Genomic DNA, 13,918 nt, shown 5'->3' with positions numbered 1-13,918 from the left:
TCCCATGAGCAACGTTTCCGACTCCTCTATGAAGGATGAAAAGCCGGCCAAGCCCGTGCGGCGCTTCGGCACCGGCGCGCTCTCGCTGCTGCAGGTCGCCTGCGTGACGGTGCTCTTCGCCGGGCTGAACTACCTGGGCGCGAAGCACTACGTGCCAAAGGACCTCAGCGCGGACTCCGCCTACATGCTCTCCCCCGCCACGCAGCGCTACCTCGAGTCGCCTGCCGTGCGGGACCGCACCGAGCCGATCCGCCTGCTGCTCGCCTTCCGCCGCAGCAGCCCGATCTACGACCGCGTGCGCGCGCTGGGTGAGGAGTATTTCCGCCTCTCCGGAGGAAAGGTGAAGCTGGAGCTGCTCGACCCCGTCCGCTCGCCGGACCGGACCCAGCAGGTGGCAAAGGAATATGGCGACGTCTTCCAGATCTCCTTCAACAAGTCGATGTTCACCACCGACCTGGTGATCGTGGACGCCCGCACCAAGGACCAGAAGCAGGTCAGCCTGACCGCGGAGGCGGCGGGGAATGCCAGCTCGCACGTCCACTTCATCGAGGCCGAGCGGATGATCCGCTACGAGACCGAATTCAAGGGCGAGAACAGCCAGCGCAAGATCACCGGCTTCCTCGGCGAGGACGCCATCACCACCGGCATCGTCTCCGCGCTGGAAGGAAAGCCGCGCAAGATCTACCTGCTGGCCGACAAGAGCGGCTTCCGCAACGAGGGCGCGGACTCCCCACTCACGAACTTCGAGGCCACGCTGCTGAGCCAGAATGCGCTCACGCTGCGCGCGCAGATCTCCGGCATCGACCGCATCCCGGACGACGTGTCCGCCGTGGCGATCATCAATCCCGCCTACGACTTCAGCCCGCAGGAGCTGGCCGTGCTGACGGAATACTGGGAGCGCCCGAAGTCCTCCGTGCTCGTCACCCTCGGCTCCGCGGACACGCCGCCGCGCCTCCGGGCCTTTCTCCGGAATCTGGGCATCACCCCGAGAAAGGACCGCGTGATCTCCAAGAAGGGCGACCAGGTCGTCACGAATGTCCGCGCCGGCTTCACCGCGGGCATGGACTTCACCCGCGACTTCGCGAACAAGACCACGATCTTCGAAGGTGCCACCTCCAGCCTCGAGGTGCGGGAGAAGGACAATGACGAGTTCACCGCGAAGGGCATCCGCCCCTACGTGCTGATCGAGACCGACCGCGACTTCTGGGGCGAGACGAAATTCTCCACCGCCAAGCCGGAATTCGACCGCAACGAGGACTACCCCGGCCCGCTGAGCCTGGCCGGTGCCGTCATCCGCGGGGCGGCCACGCGCGACGACCTCGGCGACCGCATCTCCCGCATGGTGGTGGTGTCGAATTCGGAATTCCTCTCGCCGAGGTATTTCTCCGATATCAACAAGGACTTCCTCGCCAGCAGCGTGAACTGGCTCATCGGCCGCGAGGACCTCGCAGGCACCGGCCCGCGCACGCTGGGCAGCTACAAGCTGCCGCTGCTGGACAGCCAGGTCTCCTTCATCAACCGGGTGAATCTCTTCTTCCTCCCCGCCTTCGGTGCCCTCATCGCGGGTCTCGTCTGGTCGTCGCGCCGCGCCTGATCCGGCCCACCCATCCATCGCCATGCGCTCGATTTCCTTCACGCTGCTGCTGCTGGTGGTGACCACCGGGGTCACCATGACCGCCGCGATGCGCTTTTCCGAAGGCAGCCTCGACCGCCTGCTGGGGCCGAAGTCCGCGGTCCAGGGCGACCGCCTCTACGACTTCGACCCGCAGAAGATCCACCGCATCCTGCTCTCGGGGAACGGGGTGAAGGCGGAGTGCGTCTTCGAAAAAGGCATCTGGCGGGTGGCCAAGCCATGGGACGACCGCATGGACCCGAGCGCCGCGGACGGCATCCTGAATTTCACGCTCGGCACCCGCGTCGAGGAGATCATCCCGGAGGGGAAGATCGATTCCTCGAAGGCCGGCCTGGTCGAGGGCACCATCGGCGTGCGCATCGAGGACAAGGACGGCAATTCGCTGGCGACCTACCTACTCGGTCGCAAGACGGAGTGGCTGCACCGCGACCCGAAGACGAAGGAGGAGATCCCCACCGTCTTCCTCCAGCCACAGGATGACGCCCATGGCGGCGACATCTACGCCACCACGGGCGACATCCACTTCCTCTTCCGCGACGGTCTGCGCCACCTGCGTGACCATCACCCGCTCTTCTTCAATCCCGCCGCGCTCCAGTCCGTCCGCATCCAGAGCTCGGAGTCGGAGGTGCTGCTCTCCCGCACCGGTGGCAATGCCCCGTGGCTGATCACCAAGCCTCTCGAGCTGCGCACCGACACCGCTGCGGTGACCAAGCTGCTGACCGACCTCTACCTGCTGCGCGCCGTGAAGATCGCGGACCGCTCCGAGGTCACGCTGCCCGCGGACGACGTGAACGGCCGCCAGAAGATCGCGATCAAGCACTTCGGCCAGAACGACGAGACCGTGATGGAAATTCTGCCGCCCGCCACGCCGGAAGCGGACACCGTCTTCGCCACCGTGAGCGACCGCCCGGGCTCCGTCTTCGAGCTGCGACTCAAGCCGCTGGCCCCCACCCTCACCTCCAGCGGCACCCCGGCGACGAATATTCCCGCCGAGGATCTCGTCTCCATCGCCGGCCTGCCGGACACGGTGAACGAGCTGCGCGACCCACGCCTGACGGACCTGAAGGTGGAGGATCTGGAAGGCATCCTCATTTCCCCGGCGAACTCCGACGAGATCGTGCTGGCCCGGCCGAAAGGCGGACGCTGGCAGGTGCAGAATCCCGCCGGGCGAATGGAGCCGCTCAATGAGATGTCGCTCTACCGGCTGCTGAAGGCCCTGACGGAGACGAAGGTCATCGGCTTCCCCAGCGACGCCGCGGTCGATCTGGCACCCTACGGACTGGATCGCCCGGCGCTGAAGCTCCGCATCGTGACCACCACGGACGCCACCGTGGACCTGCACTTCGGCCAGAGCCGCGACGGCACCTGGCATGCGATGCACAATGGCGTGCCGCGGGTGATGAAGCTCGATGACGCCTTCATCCACGACATCGCCACGCGCGTCTGGCAGTGGCGCCTGACCGACGTCTGGAACGTGGCCTCCATCGACCTCGCCTTCATCGAGCGCGAGGTGGAGGGCTACCCGAAGCTGATGCTGGAGTACAACTGGGGCGACGAATCCTGGAAGGCGCAGGAAAACGGCACCGACCGCAGCGCCGAGCTCATCACCGAGCGCGCGAACCGCCTGCTCGACCCGCTGCTGAAGCTCCGCTGCGACACCTGGCTCTCGCCCGACGATGCAAATGCCCGCAACGCGCTGGCGAAGCCTGCCATCCGCTTCACCCTCGGCGTCCACCAGCGCGACGCCCTGGGCGAGAAGATCGGCATCCAGCGCCGCGAACTGCTCCTCGCACCCGCCAGCGACAGCCCGACCAACCGGCTTTTCTACGGACGCGTCGGGAATGAAGCGCTCCCCTTCATGATGAGCGCCGACTCCGTCAGCCGCCTCGTCGTCGATCTCTTCGGCGACGACTGATGGGATTGGATGGGCATTGTAGATTCAGGATTCCGGACCGTTAGAAGGCCGGAAATGCGGCTTTTCCCCTAATTTCCAATTTCCCATTCCCAAGGCCCCGATTCTCGTGTTTTCTGCGGGCCGCAACTGTTTCTCATGGAACTCGACCTCATCGACGTCCACTTCGACCTGAAGTCCATCAAGCCCCGCGAACTCGAGGAGGCCCTTGAGGACCCGTTCGGTCTGCGCCTGCTGCCCGACCAGGAGACGGGCGAAAGCCGCTTCTACGCCCTCGGGCGCACGGTGGCCGACCGGTATCTTTTCGTGTGCTTCTGGACCGACGGCAAGCGCGCCCGCGTGATCGCCGCGCGCCCGATGAGCGAGGGAGAGCAACGATTCTACGAACGCAAGTACGCCGAGTTCAAATAATGAGCCAGCCCATGCAGTCCATTTCCAAGTGGTCGGACATCCCGACCTTTGACGACGAGGAGGCCGAAGCCCGCTTTTGGGAGACCCATGAGCTGGAAGCCCGGCTCATGTCCGGCTCCATCCACGAGCCCGACTCGCGCGAATCGACGACGATCACGCTGCGCTTCGACCCGCGGATGCTCTCCCGCATCAAGCGCATCGCCCGTTCCCGCTTCCTCAACTACCAGTCGATGATGAAGCAGTGGCTGGCAGAGCGACTCGAGGACGAGCTGCGCAAGCAGTAAGCCCGGTAGCGACATGCGCCGACTGACCCGCTCGCCCTGGCTGTGGCTTGCCGCATTCGCGGTCTGGTTCGGCACGCTCTGGTGGCTGTCCTCGCGCGTGAATCACCTTCCGCAGGCGCTGGATTTCCGCGCCAGCGACAAGGTGCTGCACTTCGGCTATTTCTTCGGCGGGGCGGGACTCTTCTCCGCCTTCCTCTACCGGCTGAAGCCGAAGGCTCCGGACTGGGGCACGATTTTCGCGATCACCTTCGCCGTGTGCTTCCTGACCGGTGCGACGGACGAGTGGCACCAGACGCAGGTCCCCGGCCGCAGCGGGAATGACGCCGCCGACCTGACCGCCGACATCCTCGGCGCGATGTGTGGCGCGCTGGTCTTCCGCAAGCTCCACCGGGTGCTGAAGTAACCGGGCTCCGGGAAAAAATTCGCCCCCGCCTCTGGAGTGAGGAAGGGGCTGTCGATCCCGGCAAATGTCGCCGGTCGATCGGTGTGAAAATTAGCGGGTGGCGTCGTCCGCCGCGTCCTTGAGATCCTTCGCGCCATCCTTGACCTCGTCGCCCACGTCCTTGACGGCGTCCTTGACGTCTTCGGCGGCGTCCTTGATTTCCTCGTTCGGACGGCGGTCCAGCGCGTCGTTGATTTTCTCCTGCACCTCTGGCGTTTCCTTATTTTCGCAGGCGGCAAAAGTAAGGAGGGAGGCGGCTGCAAGCAGGTAGGTAAGTTTCATATTCTGGGTAGGTTTCGCGCCGGGTTGCCCCGGGCGTCTAACACGTTGCACCGCTCCCCGGCGGGTCAAACGACTTTTATTCCCGGAAACTCTGCAAATTTTTCGGTCTCACCGCTGCCGCTCCCTCATCGCCCGCAACTCCCTCTCCGCAGCCTCCAACCGGTCGAGGAGACCCATCACGAGACCGACGGAACCCGGCGGCATGCTCCACTCGTGGTGCAGCGCCTCGATGCGGCGCAGCCGATGGAGGCAGACGGCGTCAAAGGCAGGCGGGCTCCCCTCTCCCGAGCTCGTCACGGTGATGACCTCCGTCCGGCTGTACTCCAGGATGGTCTCCGCGGGCAGGCCGCAGAGCCGGGCGGCGGTGTCGAGGTCCACCAGATCGTCACCTGTAGGCGATGGAGTGCTCATGACTGGCGTGGGTTGAATTTCGAGATGTCGGCGAGCGCCTGCCAGTGGCGCTTTTCCTCGTCGGTCACATCGGGCGGCATTGCGATCCGGGCGACGGCGAAGAGGTGGCCGGAGTCGCCCGACTTGCCCTTTGGCAGGCCCTTTCCGGAGAGCCGGAATTCGGTGCCCGCCTCCGTGCCCGCGGGCACCCGGATGCGGGTCTCGCCATGCGGCGTGCGCACCGCGATGGTGGCCCCCAGCACGGCTTCCCATGGCGCGAGCCGCAGGTCGAGGTAGAGATCGTGCTCCACCACGCGATAGTCGGGATGGCGCTCCAGGCGGACGTGCAGGAAGAGATCGCCCGCCTCTCCACCGGCTGTGCCCGGCTGGCCGAGTCCCGCGGCGCGGATCATCTGGCCCTCGGTCACCCCTTTCGGGATGCGGATCGTCACGGTGCGCCGCTCACCCCCACCCTGGGGCTGGATGGCAAGCGTCCGCTCGGCCCCGGACATCACCTCGTCCAGCGTGACAAGGATCTCCGACTCGATGTCGCGGCCACGCCTCGGCCGTGATCCACCGGAGGAAGCAGCCCCACCCCGCGCGAAGCCACCGCGCCCGGCACGGCCACCGAAGACATTCTCGAAGAAGTCGCTGAAGCCGGTGCCCTCGAAGTGATAGGCGTCTTCCATATCGCCGCTGGCCCCGGTCTGCCATCCCTGAGGGAAGCCGCCGCCACCACTGCCGGGCGGCGGGGTGAAGCCGTCGCCGTGCTTCCAGTTCTGGCCAAAGGCGTCGTACTTCTTCCGCTTCTCCTCGTCGCCGAGCACCTCGTAGGCCTCGTTGATCTCCTTGAAGCGCTCCTCCGCCTTGGCCTTGTCGGCCTCGCCCGCCACGTCGGGGTGGTGCGTGCGCGCCAGCTTGCGGAAGGCCTTGCGGATCTCGTCCTTGCCCGCGCCGCGGGGGACGCCCAGTACCTCGTAGTAGTCTCGGAATTTCACGGCCGGAAATGGAGCGGTCGAAAGCAGCGCCCGCCGCCTTTCGCCCCATGTCATCTAACACAATCCACGCCGCTCCACAACCTCCCGCAGCCGACAAAAAAAGCCCGCCCGGAAGAAATCCGGACGGGCCGATGATGCGCTGGAAATTTCGCCGCGATCAGAATTCCTTCCCGGCGGTGACGCCGCCGTAGTGGGACTCGGTCTCGCTGCCGAAGCGGCCTTCATACTCGACGCCGAGGCGCCAGCCACTGTCCCACCAGTAGCCGATGCCGGCACCGACCACGCCGATGTCTTCGTCCGAAGAAGCGTACGGGATGCCGAAGGAAGTGGTGTTGCCGTCTTCAAATTCATGCTCCCAGGCAGCGCGCAATTGCGGGACCCAGTAGCCGCTGCCACCGCGCATCTTCCAGGAAACCTGGTAGCCGAGGATAGAGACCAGCGAGTCCACGTCCTGCTCATTGAAGGACGTCCCGCCCGGGCCGGTCTCGGTGTAGGCATCCACGGTGCCCGCGACGTAGCGGAAGCCCGCGTAAGGCCCGTGAAGCACATCTCGCTCACCGAAATTCAGGCCGACATTGAACTCCAGCGTGTGCGTGTCCGCATCCGGCTCGCCGGTCGCGATGCCCGCGCCGGTGTAGCGGCGGGTCTCGTAGGAATGCATGCCGTAGGAATACATCAGGCCCGCCCACAGGTCGGCGGAGCCGATGGTATCGGCACGGTAGTAGGAGAGGTAAGGCGAGATCGCGATCGAATCGATGTCCGCGCTGCCGACCGAGCCCATGTCGAGATCGCCCTGCGCCGCAGTGAAGCCCACGCCGACGGTCCAGTTCCGATTGATGCGGAACTCGGTGCCGACGGTGCCGCCGAAGACATCCAGCGAGCTTTCCTCCGTGCCGGTGGCAAAGCCGGGGACGCCGCCAAGACCGACCTCGTAGAGCTCGTACTTCTTGTCCTTGTCCTTATCCTTCTCGTCCTTCTTCTTTTTCCGGTTCACGTAGCGGTCACCGTCGCTGTCCTGCGTGTGGTAGAAGAGCGAGCCGAAGACTTCCCAGCGGTTTGGAACGGGCACGGAGATGGCGGAAACCTTTGCACCACCCTTCGCGGACATGCCGCCCTTCGCACTCGGGGAGACGGCCACGGTTTCCTCCACGAGCCTGCTGCCCGGGCGGATGCCGGCGCGGTTCCGGTAGAGATGGCTGCCCACGTCGCGGGAGGTCGCCCATGCCATGCCGAGCGTGCTCTTGCCGATCGCGGTCGAGGTCGCGTGGCGGTTGTCCGGATAGCACGGATCCGGTTCCGTACCTGCGCTGACATGAGAGGTCACGGCGGCCGATGCTGCCAACACGACACCAAGGAGCCTTGCGGCTTGAGTCTTCATGGGGGGATCGAGGGGATGGGGGTGAACCACTCCGCGGGTCACGGAGTGTAAGGGGCTGAAGTCTTAGCTATCTTTTCTATTGAGGATCAAGGAAAGAATGATTGCCTAACACTGGCATAAATCTAACTTGGATTAACTTTCATCCCGGCGGTGCAAGCGAAGCATTCATCTCGCTTCCTTGACCCCGCCCGCCGGAATCCTAGCTTGCCCCCCGTGAGTTCGACCCCGGAGACTCCCCTGCAATTCGACTGCCCGGCATGCGGCGCGGTGCTGACCGTGCCCGCATCGATCGCCGGGATGCAGGGACCTTGCCCGAAGTGCTGGCAGGAAATCATCAGCCCGGACCCCGCCCGCGGGCAGGTGGCACGCCTGCCCGCTCTCCCGGTGGTCGAGACGCCTGTCCCCGCGACGGAGGAACTGGCACCGGTGGCTGCACCCGCACCGCAGGCGGAGCTTCCCGTGGCTCCGGTGCCAGTGCCGGTGGCCGCGCCAGATCCCCTCCCCGCACCCGCTTTCCCGCCTCTCGCTGCCGACACCCGCCCGAGCCCATGGGGTGAGCCAGCGCCTGCACCTGCGACCCCTCCCCTGCCACCTGCGAAGGAAGAGGCCGCTGACAGCGACGACTTCGAAAGCGAACTCCCGCCCCTGCCGCCGCGCCGCAAATCCCGCGCGGGCCTCTTCGCCGCGATCGGGCTGTTCGCCCTGGCACTCGCGGGCGTGGGGTTCTACTTCGCGAAGGACCTGCAACCGCATCTGCTGCAGACCCCGTCTCCGGACGCGGTGAATCGTCCACCAAATCCGGCACCGAAGCCGGAGCCGACCGCCGAGGTCGCCCCTGCCCCGGTCGAAACGGACAGCGGCCAACTGCCTCCGCCCGCACCGGAAGCGTCCGAGGCGCACGATGCCCAGGAGGCGCTGATCGCCTTCCTCGGCGCACCCGATTGGCAGGCCCGCAGCGCGTATGTCCTCTATCCCGAGGAGACACGACCGGAGATGGAAAAGCACGCCAAGGAGAATGGCGACGGCCCAATCCCGGCGAGTGCCGTCAGCCTGGACCAGGCCGCGTCCGCGCCACCCACATTCTTTTCCTTCAAGGTCAGCACGAAGGCGATGCCCGATGGCTTCCCGGTGCTCGTGGTTTTCACCGACGAAGGGCCAAAGGTGTATTGGGAATCCTTCACCGGCTTCAATGACGACCACTTCAGGAAACTGCTGGTGGGGCCGCCGGAAAAGGCCGCCATCCTCAACCTGCTGGTGAAGCCCGAGCACGGCGAAGAGCCGAGCCCGCACTGGGTGCGCTACCGCCTCAGCGTGCCGATGCCGGGGAGGCAGACGACCGCCTGGGTCCGCAAGGACTCCGTCGCGCTCGCAGGACTGAGAGCCGTCTTCGAGGGATCGAATGGCTTCGACAAGGACACCATCGGCCATCAGGTCGCGGGCGATGGCGTGCCGCTGCGTCTGGGACTGATCAAGCGCCGCACGAATGACGGCCGGGAATTCATCGAGGTGACCGACCTGGTCGCCATCGGCTGGGCTCCGCCGAAGCAGTGAGTCCGCTTCACTCCAGCGACTTGATGAAGAGCACAATGCTCTGCATCTCCGCGTCGCTCAGCACCCCGGCGTAGCTGCCCATGCCGAGCGCGTAGCCCTCCACGATTGCCTTGCCCGGGTCCACCATCGACTCGATGAGATAGGCATCGTCCGCCTTGCGCGGAGGCCCTTGGGTCAGGCGGCGCTCCGAGCCGTAGAGGCCCTTCCACGAGGGACCGCTGTGGCCTTCCTTCGTGCCATCGAGCGAGTGGCAGGCGATGCACCCGTAGCGGGTGGAGAGATCCTTGCCCAACTCCACGGTCGGCGTGGCATTCGCGGCCGCGCCGCCATGCACGCTCGCCGCGGCCGCATCCAGCCTCGGCGTGTCAAATCCCAGCGCGTCCCACACCGCAGGCGAAGGCGCGGCCACGGTGAAGAAAACCGAGCGAGCGTCATCCTTCCCGCCCTTCAGGTGAAAGCGGTGGCTGACTTCGAGCTGCATCGTCGGCTTCAGCTCCGGGATGTGGATGAAGGCGCTTTTGCCATCCTTCGAGAGGAAGGTGCCGCCGGTCGGGACAGGATCGACGCCCTGCGTGCCGTCGCGCTTGAAGCGTGGCGAGCCGTAGCCGCCGCTGCGCCTGTATTGCCACTCCTTTGCCTGCACGGCGTCCGGCGTCACGGAGGCGGGATCGAGCGGGGCATCGAAGGAAATCACCACGCCTTCCTTCACCACTCGCGCATCCACCGGGGCCGCCAGCGGTTCGCCCGTGGGGCGCAGCCGTGCCAGTGCCTCCAGCTCCGGCGCGCGCGAGTCATAGATGCGGAAACCGGCGAGCCAGATGGAGCCATCCACCGGATGAGTGCGGGCGTGGAGCACGGGGATGCCGGTCTCGATCCCCAGCGGGATGACGGCCCCCTCGCGTGCCGGCCAGCCCTCGCCATGGCGCACGAGGAAGAGCCTGCCCGTTCCGTACGAGAGTTGTAGTAGTCCGCCCTCCCAGCCCTTGAAGGCGGTGCCGCGCAGCCACATCGGCGAGGAGGATGACGTGTCCTGATCGTGCGGGATCCACACCGCGGGCGGCGTGATCTTCGAATCATCCGCGTAGCCGAAACCGAAGGACGCGCCCTCCGGCACCGGGTAGCTGGCGGAGGATGGCTGCCAATGCCCCTGCTGCTCGGACATCGCGAGGTGGCCCGTCACAGGATCCCGGCCGAAGAATGGCTCGCGCGCGTGTTTCCCGATCACGTCGATCTTCGTCCCGTCCGCCGAGATCTTGAGGATTGCCCCGGTGTGGGGTCCCGGCGCGGGTCTGTTCGTGAGCGTCTTGTCATCGGTGACGATGCCGCCGGTGGAGCACCACGTGTTCCCCTCCGCGTCCACCTCCATGTCGAGCGGGTAGCCGCGCAGGCCCGCGGTCTGGACGAGCAAGCTACTATGATTCTCGTAGAAGTCCGTCTCGCCGTCGCCGTTCAGGTCGCGCAGGCGGACGAGGCCGTTGCGGGTGTGGACCTGCACGACGCCCTTCACCTGCTCGATCGAAAGCGGTTCGCATAACCCGGCGGCAATGCGTGTCCAGCGGACCCGCGCCCCGCCGAGATCCAACCGCCAGACATCCCCCTCGAAGGTGACCACCGCGGCCTTCTCCGGGGACAGGAAAACGATGTCCGCCGGGCGCACGCGGCGCTTCCACGGATTCCCCTCCGGCAGTGCGATCCGGTCCAGCGCCCAGCCTGGTCCGCTGCGGGTGGCCTCCGTGATGCGCGTGTCGATGCCCTGCTTCCAGCGCGGCGCGTAGGCTGCCGGTGGAGCGGGCGTCGGACTCGTGGAGCTGGTACGATCTTTCCCGTAGTTCAGCGTCACGCGCCTGTCCCCTTTCGATGCCGCGAGCCGGGCGAAAAGGTGGCCTTCGCGCGCCTCCAGCTTCAGGCCGGGGTGATTGCCGGAGACCTGGAGCGCGGGCGAGGTGGCGGTCGCACCCTTCACCTCGAAATCACCCGCCGCCACCAGAAAGAGCATTTCCCCACCCGCCGCGACCGAGAGATGGCGGCTGAGATTGCTACTATTCCCATCGTACCACTCGCGCACCACCAACCCGCCGCACTGGTAGGAAAGCACCCCGGCATCTCCCGCGAGGTGGTAGCCGAGGAAGCGGCGGCCCGTGCCTTCCAGCCCGCCCCGGCCGGGATCGTTGCCGTAAGTGGGACGCGGATCCTTCAGGAGATCATCGGCATTCCCCGCGACACCCGGCAGCTCCGGCGTCATCGCCAGCCCGGGTGCGGCAGGCACCGGCGGCTTCACCCCGCCCTTCTGCGTCGCCTTTTCCCACGAGGCCTGGGACATCATCGCGAGCGAGACCGGCGGCTTTCCCTCCGGCGCGTGGAACCACAGCGCGGGCCGCAGCAGGTCCTGGTCAAAGACCACCCAGCCATCCCCGCCGGTGCGGACCAGCAGGCCGCGCGCGATCACCCCGGCCGATCCGGCATTCACCGGCGTGGCGTGGACCGGCACCGCGGGATCGAAGAATGGCGACGCCGCAGCCGACGGGCCCGCCAGCGAAAGCGACAGCACGGCGAGCAGCGGGAAGGAGGGTTTCATCCGGGAAAGCATGGGAAGCGGGAGTTGATACGACAAGACATCGGCTAATTTTTGCATGCAAAATTTCGTCATGCCTCACGAAACCGTCACCGGACCCGTTTCACCTAGCCGCACCCGCCTCCACGCGCTAGTCGGAGCGTCATGCGTCTCAGCCTCCTCGCCTGCCTGCTCCCCACCCTCGCCATGGCCTCGCCACGGCTGAATGAGATCCAGGCGCTGGGCAGCCACAATTCCTACCACCTCGCTCCTCCCCCGGCACTGCTCGGCACGCTGAAGACCTTCAACAAGAACGCCGAGGCGTGGAACTACTCTCACCCGCCCTTGGCAAAGCAGCTCGACCTCGGCATCCGCCAATTCGAGCTCGATATCTTCCTCGATGAAAAGGGCGGCCTCTTCGCCGATCCCCTGGGCCTGAAGCTCGCCAAGCTGCGCAATACGAAGCTGCCGCCGCACGACCCGGACGGCCTGTGGAAGAAGCCCGGCACGAAGGTGCTGCACGTGCCCGACGTGGACTGCTGGAGCAATACCCCGCTGCTGACCGGCGGGCTGGCGGAGATGCTCGCGTGGTCGGACAAGCACCCGCGCCACCTGCCCGTGATGATCCTGCTGGAGTGCAAGGACCAGCCGCAACCGCCGCTGCCGACGAAGCCGGAGACCTTCACCCGCGAGCGCCTGCTCGGCCTCGAAAAGGAGATCCTCTCGGTGATCCCCGCCAGCCGCATCCTGCGCCCGGACGACGTGCGCGGCACCAGCGCCACGCTACGCGAGGCGGTGATGAAAAGCGGCTGGCCCGAGGTGGACAGCCTGCGCGGGAAATTCATCTTCTGCCTCGATAACACCGACGTGATCCGCAAGCGCTACCTGGAGGAAAATCCATCGCTCGAAGGCCGCCTGATCTTCGCCAGCGCTCCGGAGGAGGACCATCCCGCCGCTGGGTGGTTCAAGTGCAACGACCCCGTGCGCGAGTTCGACAAGATCCAGCGCCTCGTCAAGGCGGGCTTCCTCGTCCGCACGCGCGCGAACGTGAACAAGCCCTCCGACAAGATGCGCGACAAGGCCTTCGCGAGCGGGGCCCAGTGGGTGAGCACCGACTACTTCACCGGGGCGGACAAGATCTCCTTCGAGCGCAACCGTCTGGTCCGCGGAAATCCCGTGCTGGAGAAGGACGGGGAGAAGCTCGAGCCGTGACCCGCGCGCCCTACTTCAGCGCCTTCCGCCACTCGTCTTCCTTGAAGCCGGTGAGCACCACGCCCTCGCCGATGACGAAGGGCCGCTTCACGAGATTGCCATTCTTCGAGAGCAGCGCGACGGCTTCATCCGCGGTCATGGTGGGCAGCTTGTCCTTCATGCCCAGCTCGCGGTAGTCGCCACCGGCAGTATTGAAGAGCGGGCGGAGTTCGCCGCCGAGGGCCTTGATGGCAGCGTGCAGCTCGGCAGGAGCCGGCGGCGTCTCGCGGATCGCCTTCACCTCGTGCGAGATGCCCTCCGCCTTCAGCCACTTCAGCGCCTTCCGGCAGGTGTCACAGTTCTGGTAGGCATACACGGTCAACATGCCGCGATCTTGCCTCGCGGCCCGGTCCGCGCAAGGCTGCACGCCCGCCGATGAAAGACCGACTCCTCGACGCCATCCGCAACGAACTCCGCTCACGCTTCGAACGCCTGACGCAGGCCGCACGCGACAGCCATGCCGCCGCGACCGACCCCGGCAGCAAGGCGGAGAGCAAGTACGATACCCGTAGTCTGGAGGCCTCCTACCTGGCCGCCGGACAGGCGAAGCAGGTGGAGGACATGGCGCGCGACGTGACCGCCTTCGAGACGCTGCAGCTCGCGGAATTCGGCACCGAGGACCCCATCGATGCGGGCGCGCTGGTCGAGGTGGATCTCGATGACGAGAGCCAGTGGTTCCTGCTCGTCCCCGCCGCGGGCGGCGTGACGCTGGAGTGGGAGGGGCGCGAAATCACCCTGCTCACCCCGGCGAGCGCGCTTTACCAAAAGCTGCTCGGCCTGCGCATGGGCGACTCGCTGGAGGAGCCCGCGCTCTTCGTCAGCGAGGTGATGTAGC

At 66.2% G+C, this 13,918-nt stretch carries 14 protein-coding genes; 8 read left to right on the top strand and 6 right to left on the bottom strand.

The window, feature by feature from the left end; genetic code table 11:
- Nucleotides 1-4: 4 nt before the first annotated feature.
- The 5 genes from OKA04_RS08335 to OKA04_RS08315 all read left to right on the top strand — a co-directional run bounded on the left by OKA04_RS08335 (nucleotide 5) and on the right by OKA04_RS08315 (nucleotide 4,643).
- Nucleotides 5-1,594, top strand: a complete 1,590-nt coding sequence (locus tag OKA04_RS08335; protein ID WP_264500690.1) for a motility-associated ABC transporter substrate-binding family protein — start codon at nucleotides 5-7, stop codon at nucleotides 1,592-1,594.
- Nucleotides 1,595-1,616: 22 nt separating this feature from the next.
- A complete protein-coding gene (locus OKA04_RS08330; RefSeq protein WP_264500689.1) occupies nucleotides 1,617-3,548 on the top strand; it encodes a DUF4340 domain-containing protein in 1,932 nt (643 codons plus the stop codon).
- Between the two features lie 135 nt (nucleotides 3,549-3,683).
- Nucleotides 3,684-3,956: a BrnT family toxin gene (locus tag OKA04_RS08325; RefSeq protein ID WP_264500688.1), complete on the top strand. Its 273-nt coding sequence runs from the start codon at nucleotides 3,684-3,686 to the stop codon at nucleotides 3,954-3,956.
- A gap of 11 nt (nucleotides 3,957-3,967) precedes the next feature.
- Nucleotides 3,968-4,240 carry a CopG family antitoxin gene (locus OKA04_RS08320; protein WP_264500687.1) on the top strand — a complete coding sequence of 91 codons (273 nt, stop codon included), beginning with the start codon at nucleotides 3,968-3,970 and terminating at the stop codon, nucleotides 4,238-4,240.
- 13 nt (nucleotides 4,241-4,253) lie between these two features.
- The gene (locus tag OKA04_RS08315) at nucleotides 4,254-4,643 is read left to right on the top strand and encodes a VanZ family protein (protein WP_264500686.1); all 390 of its coding nucleotides are present in this window, start codon (nucleotides 4,254-4,256) and stop codon (nucleotides 4,641-4,643) included.
- Nucleotides 4,644-4,733: 90 nt separating this feature from the next.
- Here the strand turns inward: OKA04_RS08315 and OKA04_RS08310 are convergent, their stop codons facing one another.
- The 4 genes from OKA04_RS08310 to OKA04_RS08295 all read right to left on the bottom strand — a co-directional run bounded on the left by OKA04_RS08310 (nucleotide 4,734) and on the right by OKA04_RS08295 (nucleotide 7,676).
- A complete protein-coding gene (locus OKA04_RS08310; protein WP_264500685.1) occupies nucleotides 4,734-4,964 on the bottom strand; it encodes a hypothetical protein in 231 nt (76 codons plus the stop codon).
- 108 nt (nucleotides 4,965-5,072) lie between these two features.
- The gene (locus OKA04_RS08305) at nucleotides 5,073-5,375 is read right to left on the bottom strand and encodes a chaperone modulator CbpM (RefSeq protein WP_264500684.1); all 303 of its coding nucleotides are present in this window, start codon (nucleotides 5,373-5,375) and stop codon (nucleotides 5,073-5,075) included.
- Nucleotides 5,372-6,352, bottom strand: coding sequence for a DnaJ C-terminal domain-containing protein (locus OKA04_RS08300; protein ID WP_264500683.1), 981 nt, complete (start codon nucleotides 6,350-6,352; stop codon nucleotides 5,372-5,374). Before OKA04_RS08300 ends, OKA04_RS08305 begins: the two co-directional genes overlap by 4 nt.
- 157 nt (nucleotides 6,353-6,509) lie before the next feature.
- Nucleotides 6,510-7,676 (bottom strand): autotransporter outer membrane beta-barrel domain-containing protein, encoded by a 1,167-nt coding sequence (locus OKA04_RS08295; protein ID WP_264500682.1) that lies wholly within the window; start codon nucleotides 7,674-7,676, stop codon nucleotides 6,510-6,512.
- Between the two features lie 267 nt (nucleotides 7,677-7,943).
- Here OKA04_RS08295 and OKA04_RS08290 point away from each other — a divergent pair, with 267 nt between their 5' ends.
- On the top strand, nucleotides 7,944-9,281 hold the full coding sequence (locus OKA04_RS08290; protein WP_264500681.1) for a hypothetical protein: 1,338 nt from the start codon (nucleotides 7,944-7,946) through the stop codon (nucleotides 9,279-9,281).
- A gap of 7 nt (nucleotides 9,282-9,288) precedes the next feature.
- Here the strand turns inward: OKA04_RS08290 and OKA04_RS08285 are convergent, their stop codons facing one another.
- Nucleotides 9,289-11,856, bottom strand: coding sequence for a c-type cytochrome (locus OKA04_RS08285; protein WP_264500680.1), 2,568 nt, complete (start codon nucleotides 11,854-11,856; stop codon nucleotides 9,289-9,291).
- 141 nt (nucleotides 11,857-11,997) lie between these two features.
- Here OKA04_RS08285 and OKA04_RS08280 point away from each other — a divergent pair, with 141 nt between their 5' ends.
- Nucleotides 11,998-13,044: a Ca2+-dependent phosphoinositide-specific phospholipase C gene (locus OKA04_RS08280; RefSeq protein WP_264500679.1), complete on the top strand. Its 1,047-nt coding sequence runs from the start codon at nucleotides 11,998-12,000 to the stop codon at nucleotides 13,042-13,044.
- 10 nt (nucleotides 13,045-13,054) lie between these two features.
- Here the strand turns inward: OKA04_RS08280 and OKA04_RS08275 are convergent, their stop codons facing one another.
- Nucleotides 13,055-13,408 carry an arsenate reductase family protein gene (locus OKA04_RS08275; protein WP_264500678.1) on the bottom strand — a complete coding sequence of 118 codons (354 nt, stop codon included), beginning with the start codon at nucleotides 13,406-13,408 and terminating at the stop codon, nucleotides 13,055-13,057.
- A 50-nt stretch (nucleotides 13,409-13,458) separates the two neighbouring features.
- Between OKA04_RS08275 and OKA04_RS08270 the strand changes: the two genes are divergently transcribed.
- The gene (locus tag OKA04_RS08270) at nucleotides 13,459-13,917 is read left to right on the top strand and encodes a hypothetical protein (protein WP_264500677.1); all 459 of its coding nucleotides are present in this window, start codon (nucleotides 13,459-13,461) and stop codon (nucleotides 13,915-13,917) included.
- The last annotated feature ends 1 nt before the right edge of the window (nucleotide 13,918 follow it).

The sequence above is a fragment of the Luteolibacter flavescens genome (assembly GCF_025950085.1).
Classification (GTDB): domain Bacteria; phylum Verrucomicrobiota; class Verrucomicrobiia; order Verrucomicrobiales; family Akkermansiaceae; genus Haloferula; species Haloferula flavescens.
The sequence above is the reverse complement of the archived record's forward strand: the minus strand, read 5'-3'. Positions and strand labels throughout refer to the sequence as shown.

Bases quoted from the DNA above. Each gene is read 5' to 3' on its own strand.
- OKA04_RS08305 (WP_264500684.1), bottom strand. From the start codon at position 5,375: ATGAGCACTCCATCGCCTACAGGTGACGATCTGGTGGACCTCGACACC.
- OKA04_RS08270 (WP_264500677.1), top strand. From the start codon at position 13,459: ATGAAAGACCGACTCCTCGACGCCATCCGCAACGAACTCCGCTCACGC.
- OKA04_RS08320 (WP_264500687.1), top strand. From the start codon at position 3,968: ATGCAGTCCATTTCCAAGTGGTCGGACATCCCGACCTTTGACGACGAG.
- OKA04_RS08325 (WP_264500688.1), top strand. From the start codon at position 3,684: ATGGAACTCGACCTCATCGACGTCCACTTCGACCTGAAGTCCATCAAG.
- OKA04_RS08310 (WP_264500685.1), bottom strand. From the start codon at position 4,964: ATGAAACTTACCTACCTGCTTGCAGCCGCCTCCCTCCTTACTTTTGCC.
- OKA04_RS08275 (WP_264500678.1), bottom strand. From the start codon at position 13,408: ATGTTGACCGTGTATGCCTACCAGAACTGTGACACCTGCCGGAAGGCG.
- OKA04_RS08285 (WP_264500680.1), bottom strand. From the start codon at position 11,856: ATGAAACCCTCCTTCCCGCTGCTCGCCGTGCTGTCGCTTTCGCTGGCG.
- OKA04_RS08280 (WP_264500679.1), top strand. From the start codon at position 11,998: ATGCGTCTCAGCCTCCTCGCCTGCCTGCTCCCCACCCTCGCCATGGCC.
- OKA04_RS08335 (WP_264500690.1), top strand. From the start codon at position 5: ATGAGCAACGTTTCCGACTCCTCTATGAAGGATGAAAAGCCGGCCAAG.
- OKA04_RS08330 (WP_264500689.1), top strand. From the start codon at position 1,617: ATGCGCTCGATTTCCTTCACGCTGCTGCTGCTGGTGGTGACCACCGGG.
- OKA04_RS08315 (WP_264500686.1), top strand. From the start codon at position 4,254: ATGCGCCGACTGACCCGCTCGCCCTGGCTGTGGCTTGCCGCATTCGCG.